This window comes from Sulfuricystis thermophila, assembly GCF_004323595.1.
In the GTDB taxonomy this organism is placed as follows: Bacteria; Pseudomonadota; Gammaproteobacteria; order Burkholderiales; family Rhodocyclaceae; genus Sulfuricystis; species Sulfuricystis thermophila.
Genome location: NZ_AP019373.1, coordinates 1,908,560 through 1,924,815 on the forward strand (window position 1 = coordinate 1,908,560; position 16,256 = coordinate 1,924,815).

The 16,256-nt window shown below is 68.9% G+C and carries 24 protein-coding genes; 4 read left to right on the forward strand and 20 right to left on the reverse strand.

Features of this window, described 5'->3' with window-relative positions:
* Nucleotide 1 precedes the first annotated feature (1 nt).
* The 15 genes from M52SOB_RS09605 to M52SOB_RS09675 all read right to left on the reverse strand — a co-directional run bounded on the left by M52SOB_RS09605 (nucleotide 2) and on the right by M52SOB_RS09675 (nucleotide 10,355).
* Nucleotides 2-649 carry a DUF6441 family protein gene (locus tag M52SOB_RS09605; protein ID WP_127478515.1) on the reverse strand — a complete coding sequence of 216 codons (648 nt, stop codon included), beginning with the start codon at nucleotides 647-649 and terminating at the stop codon, nucleotides 2-4.
* Complete coding sequence (locus M52SOB_RS09610; RefSeq protein ID WP_197722810.1) at nucleotides 627-797, reverse strand: hypothetical protein; 171 nt, start codon at nucleotides 795-797, stop codon at nucleotides 627-629. The genes M52SOB_RS09605 and M52SOB_RS09610 overlap by 23 nt, the downstream gene beginning before the upstream one ends.
* Nucleotides 798-838: 41 nt before the next feature.
* A complete protein-coding gene (locus tag M52SOB_RS09615; RefSeq protein WP_024892222.1) occupies nucleotides 839-1,228 on the reverse strand; it encodes a DUF6631 family protein in 390 nt (129 codons plus the stop codon).
* A gap of 11 nt (nucleotides 1,229-1,239) precedes the next feature.
* Nucleotides 1,240-1,992: a phage tail tube protein gene (locus tag M52SOB_RS09620; RefSeq protein WP_024892221.1), complete on the reverse strand. Its 753-nt coding sequence runs from the start codon at nucleotides 1,990-1,992 to the stop codon at nucleotides 1,240-1,242.
* Nucleotides 1,993-1,994: 2 nt separating this feature from the next.
* On the reverse strand, nucleotides 1,995-2,189 hold the full coding sequence (locus M52SOB_RS09625) for a DUF7210 family protein (protein ID WP_127478516.1): 195 nt from the start codon (nucleotides 2,187-2,189) through the stop codon (nucleotides 1,995-1,997).
* A gap of 5 nt (nucleotides 2,190-2,194) precedes the next feature.
* Nucleotides 2,195-2,623 carry a hypothetical protein gene (locus M52SOB_RS09630; protein WP_102042198.1) on the reverse strand — a complete coding sequence of 143 codons (429 nt, stop codon included), beginning with the start codon at nucleotides 2,621-2,623 and terminating at the stop codon, nucleotides 2,195-2,197.
* Nucleotides 2,620-2,901, reverse strand: coding sequence for a head-tail joining protein (locus M52SOB_RS09635; protein ID WP_037411660.1), 282 nt, complete (start codon nucleotides 2,899-2,901; stop codon nucleotides 2,620-2,622). Before M52SOB_RS09635 ends, M52SOB_RS09630 begins: the two co-directional genes overlap by 4 nt.
* On the reverse strand, nucleotides 2,901-3,905 hold the full coding sequence (locus M52SOB_RS09640) for a major capsid protein (RefSeq protein ID WP_102042197.1): 1,005 nt from the start codon (nucleotides 3,903-3,905) through the stop codon (nucleotides 2,901-2,903). The genes M52SOB_RS09635 and M52SOB_RS09640 overlap by 1 nt, the downstream gene beginning before the upstream one ends.
* 2 nt (nucleotides 3,906-3,907) lie before the next feature.
* Nucleotides 3,908-4,282 carry a head decoration protein gene (locus M52SOB_RS09645; protein WP_102042196.1) on the reverse strand — a complete coding sequence of 125 codons (375 nt, stop codon included), beginning with the start codon at nucleotides 4,280-4,282 and terminating at the stop codon, nucleotides 3,908-3,910.
* A gap of 3 nt (nucleotides 4,283-4,285) precedes the next feature.
* Entirely contained in the window at nucleotides 4,286-5,527 is a 1,242-nt protein-coding gene (locus tag M52SOB_RS09650; protein ID WP_102042195.1) for a S49 family peptidase, read from the reverse strand.
* A 1-nt stretch (nucleotide 5,528) separates the two neighbouring features.
* Entirely contained in the window at nucleotides 5,529-7,019 is a 1,491-nt protein-coding gene (locus M52SOB_RS09655) for a phage portal protein (protein WP_102042194.1), read from the reverse strand.
* Between the two features lie 73 nt (nucleotides 7,020-7,092).
* Complete coding sequence (locus M52SOB_RS09660; protein WP_017364480.1) at nucleotides 7,093-7,299, reverse strand: phage head-tail joining protein; 207 nt, start codon at nucleotides 7,297-7,299, stop codon at nucleotides 7,093-7,095.
* A 2-nt stretch (nucleotides 7,300-7,301) separates the two neighbouring features.
* Nucleotides 7,302-7,775 (reverse strand): hypothetical protein, encoded by a 474-nt coding sequence (locus M52SOB_RS09665; RefSeq protein ID WP_102042193.1) that lies wholly within the window; start codon nucleotides 7,773-7,775, stop codon nucleotides 7,302-7,304.
* A gap of 2 nt (nucleotides 7,776-7,777) precedes the next feature.
* Nucleotides 7,778-9,742: a phage terminase large subunit family protein gene (locus M52SOB_RS09670; RefSeq protein WP_102042192.1), complete on the reverse strand. Its 1,965-nt coding sequence runs from the start codon at nucleotides 9,740-9,742 to the stop codon at nucleotides 7,778-7,780.
* 73 nt (nucleotides 9,743-9,815) lie between these two features.
* Complete coding sequence (locus tag M52SOB_RS09675) at nucleotides 9,816-10,355, reverse strand: elements of external origin (protein WP_232024033.1); 540 nt, start codon at nucleotides 10,353-10,355, stop codon at nucleotides 9,816-9,818.
* A 96-nt stretch (nucleotides 10,356-10,451) separates the two neighbouring features.
* On the opposite strand from M52SOB_RS09675, the gene M52SOB_RS09680 reads away from it, so the two are divergent.
* From M52SOB_RS09680 to M52SOB_RS09695, 4 genes are all read left to right on the forward strand, one after another.
* On the forward strand, nucleotides 10,452-10,640 hold the full coding sequence (locus tag M52SOB_RS09680; protein ID WP_017364484.1) for a DUF6900 domain-containing protein: 189 nt from the start codon (nucleotides 10,452-10,454) through the stop codon (nucleotides 10,638-10,640).
* A gap of 81 nt (nucleotides 10,641-10,721) precedes the next feature.
* Nucleotides 10,722-11,237, forward strand: coding sequence for a DUF3489 domain-containing protein (locus tag M52SOB_RS09685; protein WP_131111637.1), 516 nt, complete (start codon nucleotides 10,722-10,724; stop codon nucleotides 11,235-11,237).
* Between the two features lie 98 nt (nucleotides 11,238-11,335).
* Nucleotides 11,336-11,548: a hypothetical protein gene (locus M52SOB_RS09690; protein ID WP_131111638.1), complete on the forward strand. Its 213-nt coding sequence runs from the start codon at nucleotides 11,336-11,338 to the stop codon at nucleotides 11,546-11,548.
* A 71-nt stretch (nucleotides 11,549-11,619) separates the two neighbouring features.
* Nucleotides 11,620-11,988 carry a hypothetical protein gene (locus tag M52SOB_RS09695; RefSeq protein ID WP_131111639.1) on the forward strand — a complete coding sequence of 123 codons (369 nt, stop codon included), beginning with the start codon at nucleotides 11,620-11,622 and terminating at the stop codon, nucleotides 11,986-11,988.
* Here the strand turns inward: M52SOB_RS09695 and M52SOB_RS09700 are convergent.
* From M52SOB_RS09700 to M52SOB_RS09720, 5 genes are all read right to left on the reverse strand, one after another.
* The gene (locus M52SOB_RS09700) at nucleotides 11,952-13,217 is read right to left on the reverse strand and encodes a site-specific DNA-methyltransferase (protein WP_131111640.1); all 1,266 of its coding nucleotides are present in this window, start codon (nucleotides 13,215-13,217) and stop codon (nucleotides 11,952-11,954) included. The two genes, M52SOB_RS09695 and M52SOB_RS09700, sit on opposite strands and share 37 nt — an antisense overlap.
* Entirely contained in the window at nucleotides 13,214-14,710 is a 1,497-nt protein-coding gene (locus tag M52SOB_RS09705; RefSeq protein WP_284155066.1) for a site-specific DNA-methyltransferase, read from the reverse strand. Before M52SOB_RS09705 ends, M52SOB_RS09700 begins: the two co-directional genes overlap by 4 nt.
* A 375-nt stretch (nucleotides 14,711-15,085) precedes the next feature.
* Nucleotides 15,086-15,481, reverse strand: coding sequence for a DUF6362 family protein (locus M52SOB_RS09710; protein WP_077729913.1), 396 nt, complete (start codon nucleotides 15,479-15,481; stop codon nucleotides 15,086-15,088).
* Entirely contained in the window at nucleotides 15,468-15,683 is a 216-nt protein-coding gene (locus M52SOB_RS09715; RefSeq protein ID WP_077729912.1) for a hypothetical protein, read from the reverse strand. The genes M52SOB_RS09710 and M52SOB_RS09715 overlap by 14 nt, the downstream gene beginning before the upstream one ends.
* Nucleotides 15,680-16,171 carry a crossover junction endodeoxyribonuclease RuvC gene (locus M52SOB_RS09720; protein WP_172601808.1) on the reverse strand — a complete coding sequence of 164 codons (492 nt, stop codon included), beginning with the start codon at nucleotides 16,169-16,171 and terminating at the stop codon, nucleotides 15,680-15,682. Before M52SOB_RS09720 ends, M52SOB_RS09715 begins: the two co-directional genes overlap by 4 nt.
* Nucleotides 16,172-16,256 lie beyond the last annotated feature (85 nt).

Genomic DNA, 16,256 nt, shown 5'->3' on the forward strand with positions numbered 1-16,256 from the left:
TTCAAACCTTCGACATTGCTTTACGGATGGCCGCCGTCAGGCGGGGAAGATCGCCTCGCACCGAGCGGGCGAGGTCGAACCGTTTTCTCAAGCTCACGCGTCGCACGAGCACGGCGATGGGAATCTCCTGGCCGCGCCGCACGCGCCTGGCGCCGGTGCGCTCCCGCTCGGCACGACGAAAGCGCGCGAGCGGCCGGGCGTTCTCGGCGATGTTCTCGGCCATCAGGATCTGCCGGCCGTTCTTCTCGATGAAGAAGGCATTGCCGGAGCGCATCAGGGCATCGATCACCCGAGCGAACGCCTTGCGCCCGATGCGCCGGTGCTGCGGCAGCAGCGGGACGAGCATCCGCCCCCGGATCGTTCCGCCCTGTTCGTGGATACCCAGCCAGGGCACTTTCGAGCCGATGTAGAGGGCCGGGAATTCCTTGGCCTTGCGGTCGAACACCTTGGCGTGCATCGAGCGGAGGAACTTCGGCTTCACGACCTTGAAACCGGCGCGCATTTCGCCCCGCGCCCGCTCGGCCATCACCTTGCCGGTGTCGCGCATCGCGCGGGCCACGGCGGTGTGGATCGCCTTGCGGGTGTCGCCCTGCCAGGCGCTGAAGCGCCGCCGATCCAGCAAGCCCTCAGCGACCAGATCGATCTTCATCACGCATGCCCCGATGGAGTTCGGTCTGGAGTTCACGGATGCCGTCGCGACTGCCCTGGGCGGCAGCGGTCATGACGGCAAGCCGGGTGGCGAGCCGTTCGTGTTCGAGGCGGCGATCGGCGGCGAGGAAGGCGTTCAGCTGGCCCAACGTGTAGCCGAGGATGTCCGGGTAGCGGTGACCGCCCCGTATCAGGCGGGCGATGGCGTCAGCCCAGCCAGACGGCCGTTCAGACGCTGCGCCAGATCGCCGACTTTCGGCGCGATCCGGCGCACGAAAAAATCCGCGTTCACCTCGAACACGGTCGCCGCCAGGGTGATGGCATCGTCGAGAGCCAGCGCGTCCACCCACTCGCGCGGTTGGCGGCTGGCGATCGCCAACCCGGTGAGCAAGGCATCGCCGTGGTCCGAGAGCAAGGCGAGCCAGTCCGGCTCGCCCGCCAGTCGTTGCGCGAAGGGCTGCACGGCCTTGAGCATCGCCGGCAGCTCGCCGAGCACCAGCGGGCTGATCGCGAGGCGTTGGCCGGCCAGATCCACAACTTGAGGCTGCGGCACGAGAACATCCAGATCGGAAGCACTCATCGTCATCCCCCTCACAGCAGCACGACGCGGCCGAACTGGCCGAGGTCGCCGGCGGCGGGCTTGAGCGTGTCGGCCAGCACCTGGCCCGAAAGCTCGAACTTCAGCAGCTCGTCGGTGATGACCGAGAGCTCCTTGGCCGGGTTGATGGCCACGCGGTAGAGATCGATCACCACCTCGCGGTTGCCGTCGGCGGTATTGAGTCCCTCGAAGCGCACCCAGCGCTCGGGCAGCGGCTGGGTGAACATGGCGGTGACCGATGCCGTGCCGTAGGCGTAGTCGACCTTGAAGGGCTCGACGTAGGGTCCGCCGGTGGTGGCGTCGAGGATCACCAGCGAGCCGTGCTTGGCGTTCACCGAGTACTGCGCGGCCGGCAGAATCTTGGGGGTGGCGCTGGAGTCCTTTACCACCACCGACGAGACGTCCTGCTTGGCGAGCAGGTAGAGGCTGCCGGGAGTGACCGGGTTCGGCAGCGCCTCGGCGGTGACCGTGCCCGGGGTCTGGGCGGTGGTGGCGCCGTAGAGGGCGAGCGCCAGGTTGGTCGTGATGAGCTCCTCCAGCGTGCAGGCGAACTCGCCCTTCTTGGTCTTGATGAGCTGCAGGTCGGTGAGGCGCTGGCCGCTCACCGACTCCTGGTGCTCCAGGGTCTCCACCGAGAGGGAGACCTTGAGTTCGGGCACGTTGCCCACGTAGGCCAGGCCCTGCGGGTTGCCGAGTGCGTCGCGGGCGCCGATGTAGACGCGCCCCTGTCCGGAAAAGTAAGGCATGGTCAGTCTCCTTTACGGGTCTTGATCGGGGTCTGGGGTTGAGGGTCGGCCGGCCGCGCGGCTCCGCGCTCGATCAGCCCCCGCGCGGTCCCGCGCTCGATCAACCATTGCGCCGCTGCCTCGTCGAGATCGAGGATCTCGCCGGGGGCGTGGAGTCGGCCGGCGTGGGTGTGCGGTTCGATGAGTTCGATGTGCATGGTGACTATCCTTTTTGGGTGAGGTCGGAGGCCAGGGTGCGGTAGCGGATCTCGTAACGCGCGGGCACGGCCAGGGCTTGGCTGTCTGCGTCCTCCGCGTCCCACTCGCAGTCGATCTCGCGCACGCCCAGGGCCAGCCCGCCGAGGCTCGGCTCGGCCATGAGCGCGCCGTGCGCCGCGACGATGAGCGCGTCGGCCACGTCGAAGGCGTCGTCTTCGCGCGCGAGCGCGACCAGCCTCAGCGTCAGGGCGCGCTCACACCGGTCGTTCGCAAGCGCTGCGACCTGATCGCCTTCGATGAACAGCAGGAGCGCGGGGCTCGCCTCGCGCGGGAGCGGCACGGTGGGCTGGCGATGCAGCGGCGTCGGTGCGATCGCGGGACCGATACGCGCCACGATCGCCCGGACCAGGCGCTCGCGGACGGAGGACGTCATAGCCGGGTCAGCTTGGCCTGCATCTCGGAGCCGTCGCGCAGCTGGCGGACCTCGCGCACCCGATATGGGCTTCCCGCGATCTCCACCGTGTCGCCGGCGGCGAGGGTGAGCCAGGCGCTCGGGTACTCGAGGTGGTAGTCGCGGTTCAGTGCGAGCCCGTCGAGCGCCAGCTCATCCGGGGCGCTGAAGACGCACTGCACCGTGAGCGAACCCACCATGACGTCGGTGAGCAGCCCGGCGCGGCCGGCGGCCTCGTAAAGATCCGTCACCTGCGTCATCACGCTGCCGTCAGCTTCACCAGCACACCGGGCCGGTGGCACATGGGCAGCGGGTTGCTCTGGGTGTGCAGGTCGGTGCCGCGGTCGAACTTGCGCGGCTCCTGCTTGGCGTAGAGCGGCAGGCCCAGGGTGTTGACCGTCTCGTTGAAGTCGGCGGGCGCGACGTAGGTGGCGAAGGTGTCGACGGTGCCGAGCGGGAAGCAGTGGGCCTCGCCCGCCGCGATGAAGCGCCGGGTGGTGCCGGAGGCGTCGCTCGCCTGGCCGCGGTACTCCTCGAAGGTGATGCCGCCGAAGGTGAAGCCGCGGCGCATGTCGTTGATGAGCACCGCGCCCTGCTGCCAGTTCTTGTAGGCCTCCTCGACCTTGGCGTGGCCGGTCAGCGCGTCGAAAAACTCGGGCGAGCACAGGCAGTGCACGCCGGTCGAGAACTCGCCCGAGAGGTTGTCCTCGATGTGGCGCAGCACCTCGGCGCACTTGCCCTTGACGTTGGTGTTGGCGTTGCCGAGGGCGAAGTTCACGGTCTTGGGCGTGATGCCGAACTCGGTGTAGAGATTGACCAGCGGCGTGGCATCGGCGTCGAGGATCTCGCCCTTCAGCGCCCCCATGCGCAGGTGCTCCAGGGTGATGGCGTGCTTGTTGCGCATGGTCTCCAGGTGGCGGGCGAGCACGCCGGCCACGCTTTCGGTCTCGGTCTCCTGCCCGAAGCTGCGGATGCCCTGGACCTCCTCGGGCAGCACCACGTCGTCGTGCGGGATGTGGGGCACGACGAAGGCGCGCATCGCCCGCTTGCCGCGCTTGCCCACGGTGCCGGGCGAGCCGGGCGGCAGGGTCGGCAGCAGGTTCAGCACGCCGTGCATCTCCTCCACCACGACCTGGCGGGTACGCACCGGCTTCATGGGGAACAGGTCCAGAGTCTCCAGCCGCCCGTAGCGGTTGGGGATCAGGTTGATGGCGGCGGTGAGGCTCGCCATCGAGAAGGCGGGATTGGAAAAGGGATTCTGCATGGTCAGGCTCCTTCACGAACAAGGATGCCGCGCGCTTCGAGGGCGGCGATGGCGGCGGACTGCTGCGCGGGCGTCAGCCCTGCAGGCCAGACCAGCGCATGGCGGGCGACGATGGCGTGGCGCGCGACGATGACCGCATCGAGGTCGGCGGCGGTGGCGTCGGCGTCGACGATCAGCACGCCGGCGGGCAGCTCAGTGCCGTCGGTGGCGGCCGGATCGAGCGTCTTCAGCTTGTTGGTGGCGGTCTCGCGGCCGACGACGCTGCCCAGGGCGAGGTTCTGGCCGGCGGCGACCGTGGCCGGGTCGCGCGAGTACAGGTTGGGCGCCTCGTACTTCAGCAGGTCGCCCAGGTTCATCGGTTCAACTAGGGTCGGCATGGTTCACTCCTTTCCGGCAAGCTGCTTGACCGCCTTGATCAGCGGGTTGTGTTCGGGGGAAGCGCGGTGCGCGGCATGCGCATCCGGATGGATCGCCGAGCCGATCTCGGGGCTCTGGGCACGGGCCGCGAGCAGCGCGCGGCGGACATCGGTTTCCGAGAGGCCTGCGGCCAGGAACTCGGCGGTACGCTCCGGGCAGCCGCCGAGCTGGCACAGCTCGGCGATGGCCACGGCCTCGCGCCGGTCCGCCACGGTGGTGGCGGGCGTCTCGGGCGCGGGCGCCGCGGAGGCAGCAGCGGCGACGAGCGTCGTCTCGGGGGCTTCGGGGGTCGGATCGGGGGATTGCATCGGGTCGTTCTCCTGTTTGGCGTAGGCGGAACCGGGACGCGTGCGGGGGGCCGGGTTCCGCGAACGGCCCTGCGGGTTCAAGAAGGTCGCGAAGACGGCGAGCAGCTGGTCGCGGCTCGCCACGGCGTCGGCGAGCCCGCTGGCTATCGCTTCCTCGCCGAAGAAGAGCCCGGCCTCGGTGGCGCGCACGGCGTCGGGGTCCAGCCCGCGCATCGCGGCCACGTGCCCGACGAACAGGCCGTAGAGGCGGTCCACCTCCGCCTGGAGGCGCACCAAAGCCTCGTGGTCGAGCGGCTCGTGGGGCGAAAAGTCGTTCTTGTGCCGGCCGGCGGTGATCGCCGTGTAGCGATAGCCCTGCTGGGCGTCGCGGACCGACTGGTCGACGTGCATGGCGATGACCCCGACCGAGCCCACACCGCCGGTGCGCGTGACGGCGAGATGCGAGGCGGCGCAGGCGATGGCGTAGGCGGCCGAAAAGGCGGAGTCGGCGGCGATCGCCCAGACCGGTTTCACGGCGTCGGCCGCACGAATGCGCTCGGCGAGCTCGAACACGCCGCCCGCCTCGCCGCCGGGGGAGTCCACGTCGAGCAGAATGCCGAACACGGCAGGGTCGGCGAGCGCAGCATCCAGACGGGTGCCGATCTCGCCGTAGCTCATGAGGCCGGAGGCGGCCTCCAGCCCCAGGGTGCGGCGCACCAGCGTGCCGTGGATCGGAATCACGGCGATGCCGGGCGGTGCCGCCACCTCCGGGCTCGCGGGCATCACCGCCGGTACGGCGGCTTCAACGTCGGGCAGACCGATGCGGGGACCGAGCACGGAGAGGATCACGTCCAGCTTCGAACGCGCGATGAGAAGTGGCGTCCCGTAGAGACGGGACGCCAGGTGTACGAGCTGCATGTCAGAGGTCCTGGATGTCTTGCGGCGGCACCGGGTCGGAGGCCGCCGCGGGTGGGTTGCGGTCGTGGCGCGGGTCGGAATCGAAGACGAGGCCGAGCGCATCGGCGCGGGCGTTGTCGGCGGCGATCTCCCGATCCACGTCCTCGGCGTCGTAGCCGAAGGAGGACACCGCCTCCGAGCGGGACAAGAGCCCCGCCCGGATCGCGGTGAGCATGGCGTTGAACTCCTTCTGCGGATCGACCCACTGCCAGCCCTGGGGAATCCACTTGCAGGCGAGCCAGGCGCGGCGCCGCGCGGCATCCCGGGCGAAGCCGGGTAGCTCGAGCCGTCCCTCCAGCACCGCCTGCGCCATCCACGCACGCCACACCGGGCGGCAGAGCTGGTGGACGATGACGCCGTGCTGGATCGCCTCGCAGCGGCGGCGAAACTCCAGCAGCCCCGCGCGGATGGAGGAGTAGTTCACCTGGGTGAGATCTCCCGTGAGCTGCTCGTAGGTCACGCCCATGGCCGCGGCCACGGCGCGAAACTGCTGGCGCATGAACTCGGCGTAGGAGCCGCCCACGTCGGCCGGTTGCGAGAACTTCACGTCCTCGCCCGGTTCGAGGATCTGCAGGGTGCCCGGCTCCAGCCCCGCCAGCGCCACGCCCGAGGCATCGGCCGGCCCTTCGCCCATCAGGGCATCCTCCGGCTGGTCGCGGGTGACGAAGCCGGCGAACATGGCGGCGGTCTTCTTGCGCACCAGTTCCGCGTCGTCGTACTGATCCAGCTCGTTGAGCTTCACCAAGGCCCGCGCGAGCCAGGGCTCGCCGCGGATCTGCCCGGGACGCAAGGGCCGGAACAGATGCACGATCTCGGCGGCGGGCACGCGCACGGTCTCCATGCCGCTGCCACCGGACATGGGCGCGAGCAGTCCGTCCTCCGGGTGCGAGCGGTACAGGTGGTAGGCCACACGCCGCCCGAGCCGGTCGAACTCGATGCCGGCGCGGATCACGTTGCCGTTGTCGGCCAGCCGGTTGAGCGTCACGGGCAGGTGCTCGGGCTCCAGCACCTGGATCTGGAGTGCCACCGCCAGCCCGTCGTCCGGCCGCCGGTAGCGCAGCCGCACCAGTGCCTCGCCGCCTTCGAGCATGGCGCGGCAGGCCAGGGCCTGCAGACCGTAGAAGTCGGTGAGCCCCTGGGCATCGGCCTCCTCGGTCCAGTCGCGCCAGAGCGCCTGGATCGTCTCGCGCAGGCCCGGGTCCTCGATCAGCGACTGCGGCTTGATACCGGTACCGATGGCGTTGGCCACGAAGGCCTCGATGCCGGCGGCCGCCCAGGCGTTGCGGCGCACCAGGTCACGGCTCTTGGCGCGCAGCTCCGTCTGAGTCGTGAGCAGCGCGGCCACCGCGCCGGGGTTGCCCGGCATCCAGGCGAGCGCGCGTCGCCCGGCGCCCACGCCGTCGTAGGTGGGGGTCGCGCCGAAGGCGAGCTTGAGGCGGCTCCAGAAGCCCATCACAAAACCTCCGGGAGAGGTTTTGGACGCGCGCCAGCGCGCCCGTCAGGGGGCAAAACAGGGATGTTTTGCATCACAGCCCCTTGCCCGTGGTCACCCGGATCTGGCGCAGCTTGGGTCGCCCCGCCTCGCGGGCGAGCGCCGCGTCCACCTCGCGCAGGGCCGCGCGCAGCTCATCCACCGAGCGGTACTCCACCGTCTTGTCGCCGAAGGTGACGCGCCGCTCGCCACGCGCCAATGCCCGCTCCAGCGCCTCGCGATCGGCCGCCGTGTAGGCCATGGTCAGACGCCCGCCAATGCGGCCAACTCGAGGACCAGCTCGGTCTGGGCCGTGTTGCCGTTCTTGAAGGCGATGCGCACGAAGCGACCGATGGGCCGGCCCTGGACGGTGAAGTAATCGCTGCCGCCGTTGGGTTCGTACCAGGCGACATTCGCATCCGGATGGATGCCCGCCGCGGGCAACCAACGCACGCCGTCGATCGAGCTCTGGATCTCCATGGCTTCGTTGCGCGAGGCGGCCCCCGCCTTGCGGGCGACGACCAGCGTGTAGGGATGCCCGACGCCGAGGTCGACCGGGTCGGTGGTCACGGAGGCTGCACGTGCCAGCGCGCCGATCGTGAAGACCTCGACTCGGGAGGCGGCCACCGCGCCGACTCCGTCGGCGGCGAGCAGTCGCCCGAACGCGTCGCAGGCGATCGGCCGTCGCTCGTCGAGACCGGTCTCCGGGTTGTGAAAAATGCCTTCGATCACGCTCATGTTCAGCTCATCCAGCGACTCTTGACGACGGACCGGCGCCGGACGCGTCGGCCCGAAACGACGACGCCCCCGGAGTCGGGGGCGTCTTCTGCGGTTACGGTGTGTTCGTCCTGCTCGGGCGGTGCGGCGATGCCCAGTTGTCTTTCCAGCTCGCGCCAGTGGCGCTCCTCGAAGCGATCGAGACCGCTCGCCGCGGCGGCGGCGCGGGCGTACACGTAGCAGTCCAGCGCCTCGTTGCGCTCGCGCAGCTTCTGCCACTCCCGCACCGGAAAGCCGTTGCGGTCACGGCGGGTGATCAGCTGCTCGGCGCAGAGCTGCTGGATGTACTCGGCGTCGACCTTGGGCAAATGGACGAAGCCCGCCGGGTAGATCGGCGTGGTGCCGTCGTCGGCCACATCCGCGCTCTTGCGCAGGTTGTTGTAGAACTCGAGCTTGGCGAGCCCCACCGCCACCGAGTACACCTTGATGCCCCGGCGCAGCTTCTTGCCGCCCTGCGAGACATCGACGGCGGTGGGCGTGCCGATCAGGGCCGCGCCGCGCGGCACCCCCTTGATCGCCATCAGTCGACTGTCCCGGCAGGCGCGCACGAAGGCGTAGGCCTCCTGGGTGGCGAAGCCGGTGTCGAGCGCGAAGCGCGCCAGCGGAACCTGGTTGCCGGATTCGTGCGTCCAGGTCTCGTCGATCAGCTCGGACAGCCGCTTCCACACCGCATCCCGCGCGGTGTCGCCCATCAGCACGCGGTGCTCGACGAGCCAGGACGCCTTGCCGCGCCCGAAGGCCCAGATCGAGGTCTCGATGCGATCCTTCTGCACGTCGGCACCGCCCACCAGCAGCAGGCCGCCCATGGGGACCGTGCCGATGCGGTAGTCCTCCCGCCGCTCGATCAGGCGCTGCCAGTCGGGCGCTTCGCCTTCCTCGACCCAAGTCTCGCCGAGCTCGGTGTTCTTGAAGGTCTTGATCGCGGCGGCCGAGCCGGACTCCTTCCTGACCGCACTCTCCCACGCGCTCGCGATGTCGCGCCACGAACGCCAGCCCACCGGGCTGTAGAGCGACGAGAGATGGAAGCCCGCCGTCTTGACGCCGTTCTCCGGCGCCATCGCGCGCCACTCGCCGTGCTCCAGCATCCAGGTCTTGTGATGCTCGGCGATGGGCGTATCGCAGGACTCGCACACATAGGCCGCCGTCTCCGGCCGGCCCCTCTCCCAACGCAGCTGCTCGAAGCGCAGCCACTGGCGGTGGGAGCAGTGCGGGCACGGCACGAAGTAGCGGCGCTGGTCGGATGCCTCGTACTCGCGCTCGACGGCGCTCGCCCCGGCGATGGTCGGCGTCGAGACGATGAAGATCTTGCGCCGCGCGAAGGTGCGCGTGCGCGCCTCGGCGAGCGAGATCGCATCGCCTTCGCCCTCGACGTCGAGCGGGTAGCCGTCCACTTCGTCGAGGAAGAGATACCGCACCGGCATCGAGCGCAGGCCCACGGCGCTATTCGCGCCGGTCATCACCAGCACGCCGCCGCGGAACTCCTTGGCGAGGATGGTGTTGCCCGAGTCGCGCGAGCGTGCCGGGGCGATCAGCTCGGAGAGCACCGGCGACTCTTCGATCAGCGGGTCGATGCGCTGCTTGGAGTTGCGCTTGGCCATCTCCACGGTGGGCCAGACCGCCATCATCGGCCCAGGCGCGTGGTGGATGACGTAGCCGATCCAGTTCGAGCCGGTTTCCGTGGCGCCCACCTGTGCGCCTTTCATGAACACCACGCGCTCGACCGGCGAGGTCGGCGACAGGCAGTCCATGATCGCCTTGAGATACGGCGTGCGGCTGGTGCGCCAGCGGCCCGGCTCGGCCGAGGACTTGCTGGAGAGCATCCGGTGCCGGTCGGCCCACTCGGAGACGGAGAGCAGCGGATCGGGCGTCAGTCCTTCGCGCCAGGCGCGCTCGATGGCGTCGAAGCCCTCGTAGACGAAGTCGTCCATCACAAATTCGTCGGGAACGAATTTGGACGCGCGCCAGCGCGCCCGGCAGGGTGAAACACAGGGATGTGTTTCATCAATCGACGCGGACCTTCAGTTCACCGAGCTCGGCGAGGTGCTCGCGCACCGCCGCCTCCAACGCGACGTGCAGCGTGTGCGCGTCCATGCCGAGCCTGGCCGCCATCTGCGCCGAGATGCGCGCCGGCCAGTTGAGCCAGGCGTCGCGCTCGGTGCGCGCGAGCTTGAACACGTGGGCGATGGCCTGGTTGCGATCGACCAGCTCGCCCTTGAGGCGGGCGAGGCGCACCTTGTTGGTCTGCGCCTTGACCACCTCGTTGACCGTGCGCGCCTGCAGCAGCGACGTGCCGCCCGCGGGTAGCCCGGCGGCGAGGTTCGGGGCCGGATCGTCCGACACCCGCACCTTCGCGGCTTTGGCGCCCGTTCCCTCCTTGGGCGGCTCGGAGTTCCTTGCCCAGTCGCGGTCGGCCTTGTCCGGATCGATCGTGCCGTCCGCCTCGGGCGTGATGCGCCCGGCGCGGATGGCCTTGTGTACGGCGGTGTCCGACACCCCACGGTGGCGGGCGTAGGCGCGAATCGACAGTCCCATGGTCTCCATCAAGCATTGGCGCCGTCCCGCTCGGATTCCGCTTGGCTTCGCTCGGGAACAGCGCGTTCATGTCATCACCATCAACGACACCCCGAGGAGAAGCACATGACCGAGCAAGCCGAAAAGGACATCGACCGGCAGCTGCAGCAGATCGCGCTGGATCACCTGTTCATCGACACCCTGGAAACCCGCAACAGCGACCGGCTGGACTTCCACGAGGTCAGCGTCTGGGCAGTCAAGAGCGCCTTGATGGCCGCCTACCAGGCGGGCCGGCAGGCCGCGCGGCAGGGCTGAGAAAGCAGCGGAAAGCGCTTGGCTTCTCCAGAGAACAGCGCGTTCATGACCACACCATCAACCACCACGAAGGAGCATCGAATGAGCACCATCCAACTCACCCCCGCCCAGCACGCCATCCTGGCCTACGCCGTCGAGCACACCGGTGGCAAGATCGAGTGGTTCCCCGACAACGTGAAAGGCGGCGCCCGCAAGAAGGTACTGGACGGTCTCTGCAATCGGGCCCTGATCACCACCGACGGCACCGACTGGTCCGTCGCCGCCGAAGGTTACGAAGCCCTGGGGCGCCCGCGTCCCGCGCCGGCCTCGGTGGAGGCAGATGCGGATCTCGAGGCGGAGGTCGCAGCCGCCGAAGCCACCTGGGCACAGCAGCGCGCCGAGACCAAGCCCCGCACCCGCGAGAACAGCAAACAGGCCCAAGTCATCGCGATGCTCCGGCGCCCGGAGGGCGCGACGGTACGCCAGATCTGCGAACTCACCGGCTGGCAGGCGCACACGGTGCGCGGCACCTTCGCCAACGCCTTCAAGAAGAAGTTGGGCCTCACCATCACCTCGGACAAGCCCGAGGACGGCGAGCGCATCTACCGGATCGCGTGATTCGAGCGGAAAGGGAAGCCAAGCAGAAAACGCTTGGCTTCCCGCGCCGGCAGCGCGTTCATACGGGTGTCGCAACCATCCACGCCAAGGAGCACAGCATGAAACCCACCCGCGCCATCCTCACCTACAGCAACTACGACGCCGACGACTACGCCTACCTCACCGCCAAGGGCTGGAGCGATGACGAAATCCTGGCCCGCTGGAGCGAAGAGGCTGCGCACGGCAACGGACCCTGCCACTGGGAAAGCGCGTCGGCCCGCGCCAAGCTGGCCGCCGTAACCGGTCGCCAACAGACGACGCGAGATGATTGAGATTGAGCTTGGCTTCCCGATCGAACAGCGCGTTCATACGTGTGTCGCAACGATCAACGAAGGAGACAACGATGACCACAGCCAAAACGATCCCCGCCACCCGCAACGAAGCCTGGGGCTTCTGGGGCACGATGGACGCGCACGCGCAATCCGCCTGGCCCATCGCGATGAACGCCATCTCCGACGCCACGGGACAGCCCTTCGAAGCGGTGCGGGCCTTCCTCGACAGCCGCCACGGACGCCACTTCGCGGACGAAGTCCTCAACCGCAAGCATGCGGGCCATGCCCTCCACGACGCGATCCGCGCCGCCACCCGGCAGTGGATGGAATGGACCATCGGACGCCGCACCAGTAAGGACTACGGTATCCCGCGCGGGCTTCCTTATCTGACCGGGTTCGTGATTCACTGCGCGATCGCCGACGAGTCGCTCGCCGCCTGATCGAAGGCCAGGCCATCCGCCTCGCGGGTGGCTTGCTGGCCCGTCCAGTCCTGCCAGCGCCGCACGATCACGTCCGCATACTTCGGGTCGAGCTCGATCAGCCGCGCCACGCGCCCGGCCTTCTCGGCGGCGATCAAGGTCGTGCCCGAGCCGCCGAAGGGGTCGAGCACCACGTCGCCGGGGCGGCTGGAGTTGCGGATGGCCCGCTCGACCAGATCCACCGGCTTCATGGTCGGGTGCAGGTCGTTCTTCTGCGGCTTCTTGATCTGCCAGACGTCGCCCTGGTCGCGGTCGCCGCACCAGTGGCGCGTCGCGCCTTCGGGCCAGCCGTAGAGGATCGGCTCGTACTGGCGCTGGTAGTCCGAGCGGCCCAGCGTGAAAGTGTTCTTGGCCCAGATGATGAAGGTGGACCAGTGGCCCCCGGCGGCGCGGAAGGCCGATTGCAGCGTGTCCAGTTCGCTGGAGGACATGGCGACGTAGATCGCGCCTCGGGTGTGCGCCATGATCAGCGCCAGCGCATCAAAGAGGAAATCGTAGAAGCCTTCGCCCAGCGCATCGTTGAGGATGGGGCGATGCTTGCCGCGCAGCTTGTCCTTCGCGCTGTTGGCGTAGTTCACGTTGTACGGCGGATCGGTGAAGACCATGTCCGCCCGCTCGCCGTCCGGAAACAGGCGCGCGTAGGCCTCGGCGGTGGTCGCGTCGCCGCAGACCAGGCGGTGCGGCCCGAGCCGCCAGACGTCGCCCGACCGAGACACCGGCTCTTCCGGCATCTCCGGGATGGCATCGTCCTCCGTCCGGCCCTCGATCTGTGGTTCCTCATCGGCCAGCAGTTCTGCCAGTGCATCGGCGTCGAATCCGGTGAGATCGAGATCGAAGCCATCGTCCTGCAGCGCCTCCAGTTCGATGCGCAGCAGGGCATCGTCCCAGGTCGCGAGTTCCGCGAGCCGGTTGTCCGCGAGCACCAGGGCGCGGCGCTGGGTCGGCGTCAGGTGATCGAGCACCACCACCGGCACGGTGGCCAGACCCAGCTTACGCGCCGCGGCAAGCCGCCCATGGCCCGCGACCAGCACACCGTCGGCGCCGGTGAGAATGGGATTGACGAAGCCGAACTCCGCGATGGAGGCCGCGATCTGGGCGATCTGCTCGTCCGAGTGCTGGCGGGCGTTGCGCACGTAGGGCAGCAGCTTGTCGATCGGCCAGTGCTCGATGCGATCGGCCAGCCAGCTCATGCAGTGACCTCCGCCGTCTCGCCCAGCCGCTCGGCGGCGACTTCGGCGAAGGTCCGGCCGCTGCCCTCCAGCACCGGCGCCGTGCCCGGGTGGTGCTGCAGCCAGCGGCGCAGCGCGACGTCCACGTACTCTGGAGCGAGTTCGATGGCGCGTACCGGGCGGCCGGTGAGTTGGCCGGCCAGCAGTGTGGTGCCCGAGCCCGCGAACGGCTCGAAGACGATCTCGCCCGCGTCGGTGTAGGCCTCGATGAAGAACTTCGGCAGGCCCAGCGGGAACACCGCCGGATGATCGATGCCTTCACCGATGCGGCCGCGCTGGCGCGTCACCTCGACGACGGAATCCGGGATGCGGAACTCCTGCGTGGGCTGTCCGGCGTGGTTCCATTCGCCGACCTTGCCATCCTTGGCGCGCATCGCGGTGGATGACCCATCGGCGCGCAGATGCGTCTCGTGACCGGCCCACTTGCAGGGCACGATCTTGTTCGGCTTGCGCGCCTGGCGGTTGAAGTGGAACACGAACTCGTGGCGCGGCGCGAGGCGCCCGGCCCAGTCGCCGGGCACGGTCACCGACTGATCCCAGACGTACCAGCCGAAGCGGCGCCAGCCCTGAGTGCGCATCCATTCGATCCAGCCGTCCCAGTACGGCTGCCACTCGCCGTCGCGATGGACGAGGCCGAGGTTGACCAGGATTTGCGCGTCCTCGTGCAGCGCGCTGCGGGCGGCGCCGAACACGCCCTGCATGAGCGCGTTCCAGTCAGTGATCCCGCCGGTGGTGTAGTCGCGCTGGTTCGCGTAGGGCGGGCTGGTAAAGAGCAGGTGAGCGCGCTCGCCATTGATGAGGCGCGCGACGGCGGCCGCGTCGCTGCTGTCGGCGCAGAGCAGCCGGTGTTCGCCCAGCAGCCACAAGTCGCCGGGCCGCGTGACCGCAACCGTGGGCGGCGTGACGTCGTCCTCGTCCGCGTCGCCTTCCGGCGCACGCTCGTCCTCATCGGCGGACGGTTCCGTCTCCTCGATGTGGTCGAGCAGGCCTTCGATCTCGGAGGCAGAGAAGCCGGTCAGGTCCAGATCGAAGCCGGCGTCGGCCAACTCCGCGAACTCCAGCGCCAACATGGCCTCATCCCAGCCGGCATCGAGCGCGAGCCGGTTGTCGGCGATCACATAGGCGCGCTTCTGCGCCGGGGTGAGGTGCGCGAGCTCGATCACCGGCACCTCGGTCAGCCCCAGCTTGCGTGCGGCCAGCAGTCGGCCATGGCCGGCGATCACACCATGGTCGCCATCGACCAGGATCGGGTTGGTCCAGCCGAACTCGGCGATGCTGGCGGCGATGCGCGCGACCTGCTCGTCGCTGTGCGTGCGCGGATTGCGGGCGTAGGGAATCAGCGTCTCGACCTTGCGGTACTCGACGTTGAGCGTGTTCAGGATCGGAACCTCGAAATGGAAAGCCCGCCGACGGAGAACCGTGGGCGGGCTCGTGATGTGTATCGGGGAGTGCACAAATCCGCCTGGAGCGGATTTGGACAGCCGCAGGCTGGCCGCGAAGCGGCAGGCCCCAGGGATGGGGCCTGCAAACCGCAAACCGTGCAAACCCCGGTTTGCACTCTGACGCTAGAAAAGCATCGCGCTCGCGCCCCCCGCATGGCTTTTTGGCCAGGAAGGACCCATCGCGCTCGGCGGGTCGGATCGCGAAGGCAGAAACGACGAAGGCCACGGATCGCTCCGTGGCCTTCGCACATGCTTCTCTCGCGAGGTTAGCGAAATCCTAGCGCAAAAACGGGTGAAGTGTTGCACGTCCAAAATGGCTCGAAACCGGCATCTTTCCGCATCCGCACGCATGGCTTGGATCGCTTTGGAAACGACCCGCAACTTCACTCATGAAAGGCTGGCCACCGTCCGGCGGGTCTGCTCGTTCAGACGGCAGGCGACGATGTCGAGCGCCTTCTGCCACCGCCGCCAAGCCGTGGTGCGGTCACAGCCGAAGCGCCGGCAGATCTCCCGCCACCCCCGTTCCTCGGCGCGCATCCAGACGAGATGGCGCTGCTCCTCGGTGAGCCACAGCACCCAGCGCATGGTCTCCTCCATGCGGTCGATGGCGGCCGGGTCGGGCGGAAAGCGGTACAGCACGTCGTCGCCGGAGTAGGTCTCCCACGGCTGGCGCAGGATGGCCGGCCAGGTGTTGAAGTAGCCCTGGACGCGCACGGGCGGCAGGCGCCGCGCGGTCTGGGCGGCCTCCCGGAAGCGCTCGGCGACGCCGTCAACGCTCCACATGGCCGTCTCCCAGGCGACCGTAGAGCCGCTCGCCGATGCGCTTCACCAGCTCCCGCTCGATCCAGTCCAGCCGCTCGTCGTCGAGCGACACCACCAGGATGCCCTGGTCGCGCCAGCCGTCGCGTTTGATGACATCGACGTCCGGGCGAGTCGGTTGCAGGCGCCCCAGGGGACAACGATAGTGGGGGTTGGGCGCGTTCATGCCGGCACCTCCTGCGTCGCGATCGCCCACATCAGCAGTGCCAGCGCGTCGGCCTCGTTGTCGTCCGCGGGCCGGAAACCCAGGGCCTGCATGGCGGCCACCATCTCCTGCTTGCCGGCGTTGCCCTTGCCGGTGGCGTGCTTCTTGATCGTGCCGACCGGCACACCCTGGTACGGGATGCCGTGGTGCTCGCACCAGGCGGTCAGCTGGGCCATGAAGCCGCCGTAGGCGTGGGCGGCATCCACTCCGGCGTGGCGGCGCACCTCCTCGAAGTACACCGCATCCAGCCCGTCCGCCGATTGTTTGACCTCGGTGAGCCAGCGCTTGAAGCGCAGGTAACGCATGCCGCCGCCCTCGAAGCGCCGGGGCTTGAAGGACTCCGAGCCGCTGGTGATGGAGCCGTCACGGCCGAGCAGCGCCCAGCCGGTCCGGGTGCCGAGGTCGAGGCTCAGGATCGCTGCACCGGGTTCTCGGCCCCTATCACCCAAACCGGGCAGACCCCTTCGGGTCGGGGGAGAGGACACCGCGTGTTCCTCTCCCCCCGAAGGGGGGAGGGAGTTTTCGCCAACTTGG

Coding starts and splice junctions, on each gene's coding strand:
- M52SOB_RS09625 (WP_127478516.1), bottom strand. CDS start 2,189: ATGCACATCGAACTCATCGAACCGCACACCCACGCCGGCCGACTCCAC.
- M52SOB_RS09615 (WP_024892222.1), bottom strand. CDS start 1,228: ATGAGTGCTTCCGATCTGGATGTTCTCGTGCCGCAGCCTCAAGTTGTG.
- M52SOB_RS09630 (WP_102042198.1), bottom strand. CDS start 2,623: ATGACGTCCTCCGTCCGCGAGCGCCTGGTCCGGGCGATCGTGGCGCGT.
- M52SOB_RS09605 (WP_127478515.1), bottom strand. CDS start 649: ATGAAGATCGATCTGGTCGCTGAGGGCTTGCTGGATCGGCGGCGCTTC.
- M52SOB_RS09675 (WP_232024033.1), bottom strand. CDS start 10,355: ATGGAGACCATGGGACTGTCGATTCGCGCCTACGCCCGCCACCGTGGG.
- M52SOB_RS09660 (WP_017364480.1), bottom strand. CDS start 7,299: ATGGCCTACACGGCGGCCGATCGCGAGGCGCTGGAGCGGGCATTGGCG.
- M52SOB_RS09690 (WP_131111638.1), top strand. CDS start 11,336: ATGAAACCCACCCGCGCCATCCTCACCTACAGCAACTACGACGCCGAC.
- M52SOB_RS09620 (WP_024892221.1), bottom strand. CDS start 1,992: ATGCCTTACTTTTCCGGACAGGGGCGCGTCTACATCGGCGCCCGCGAC.
- M52SOB_RS09665 (WP_102042193.1), bottom strand. CDS start 7,775: ATGAGCGTGATCGAAGGCATTTTTCACAACCCGGAGACCGGTCTCGAC.
- M52SOB_RS09670 (WP_102042192.1), bottom strand. CDS start 9,742: ATGGACGACTTCGTCTACGAGGGCTTCGACGCCATCGAGCGCGCCTGG.
- M52SOB_RS09695 (WP_131111639.1), top strand. CDS start 11,620: ATGACCACAGCCAAAACGATCCCCGCCACCCGCAACGAAGCCTGGGGC.
- M52SOB_RS09645 (WP_102042196.1), bottom strand. CDS start 4,282: ATGCCGACCCTAGTTGAACCGATGAACCTGGGCGACCTGCTGAAGTAC.
- M52SOB_RS09650 (WP_102042195.1), bottom strand. CDS start 5,527: ATGCAGCTCGTACACCTGGCGTCCCGTCTCTACGGGACGCCACTTCTC.
- M52SOB_RS09655 (WP_102042194.1), bottom strand. CDS start 7,019: ATGGGCTTCTGGAGCCGCCTCAAGCTCGCCTTCGGCGCGACCCCCACC.
- M52SOB_RS09635 (WP_037411660.1), bottom strand. CDS start 2,901: ATGACGCAGGTGACGGATCTTTACGAGGCCGCCGGCCGCGCCGGGCTG.
- M52SOB_RS09700 (WP_131111640.1), bottom strand. CDS start 13,217: ATGAGCTGGCTGGCCGATCGCATCGAGCACTGGCCGATCGACAAGCTG.
- M52SOB_RS09640 (WP_102042197.1), bottom strand. CDS start 3,905: ATGCAGAATCCCTTTTCCAATCCCGCCTTCTCGATGGCGAGCCTCACC.
- M52SOB_RS09715 (WP_077729912.1), bottom strand. CDS start 15,683: ATGAACGCGCCCAACCCCCACTATCGTTGTCCCCTGGGGCGCCTGCAA.
- M52SOB_RS09710 (WP_077729913.1), bottom strand. CDS start 15,481: ATGTGGAGCGTTGACGGCGTCGCCGAGCGCTTCCGGGAGGCCGCCCAG.
- M52SOB_RS09680 (WP_017364484.1), top strand. CDS start 10,452: ATGACCGAGCAAGCCGAAAAGGACATCGACCGGCAGCTGCAGCAGATC.
- M52SOB_RS09685 (WP_131111637.1), top strand. CDS start 10,722: ATGAGCACCATCCAACTCACCCCCGCCCAGCACGCCATCCTGGCCTAC.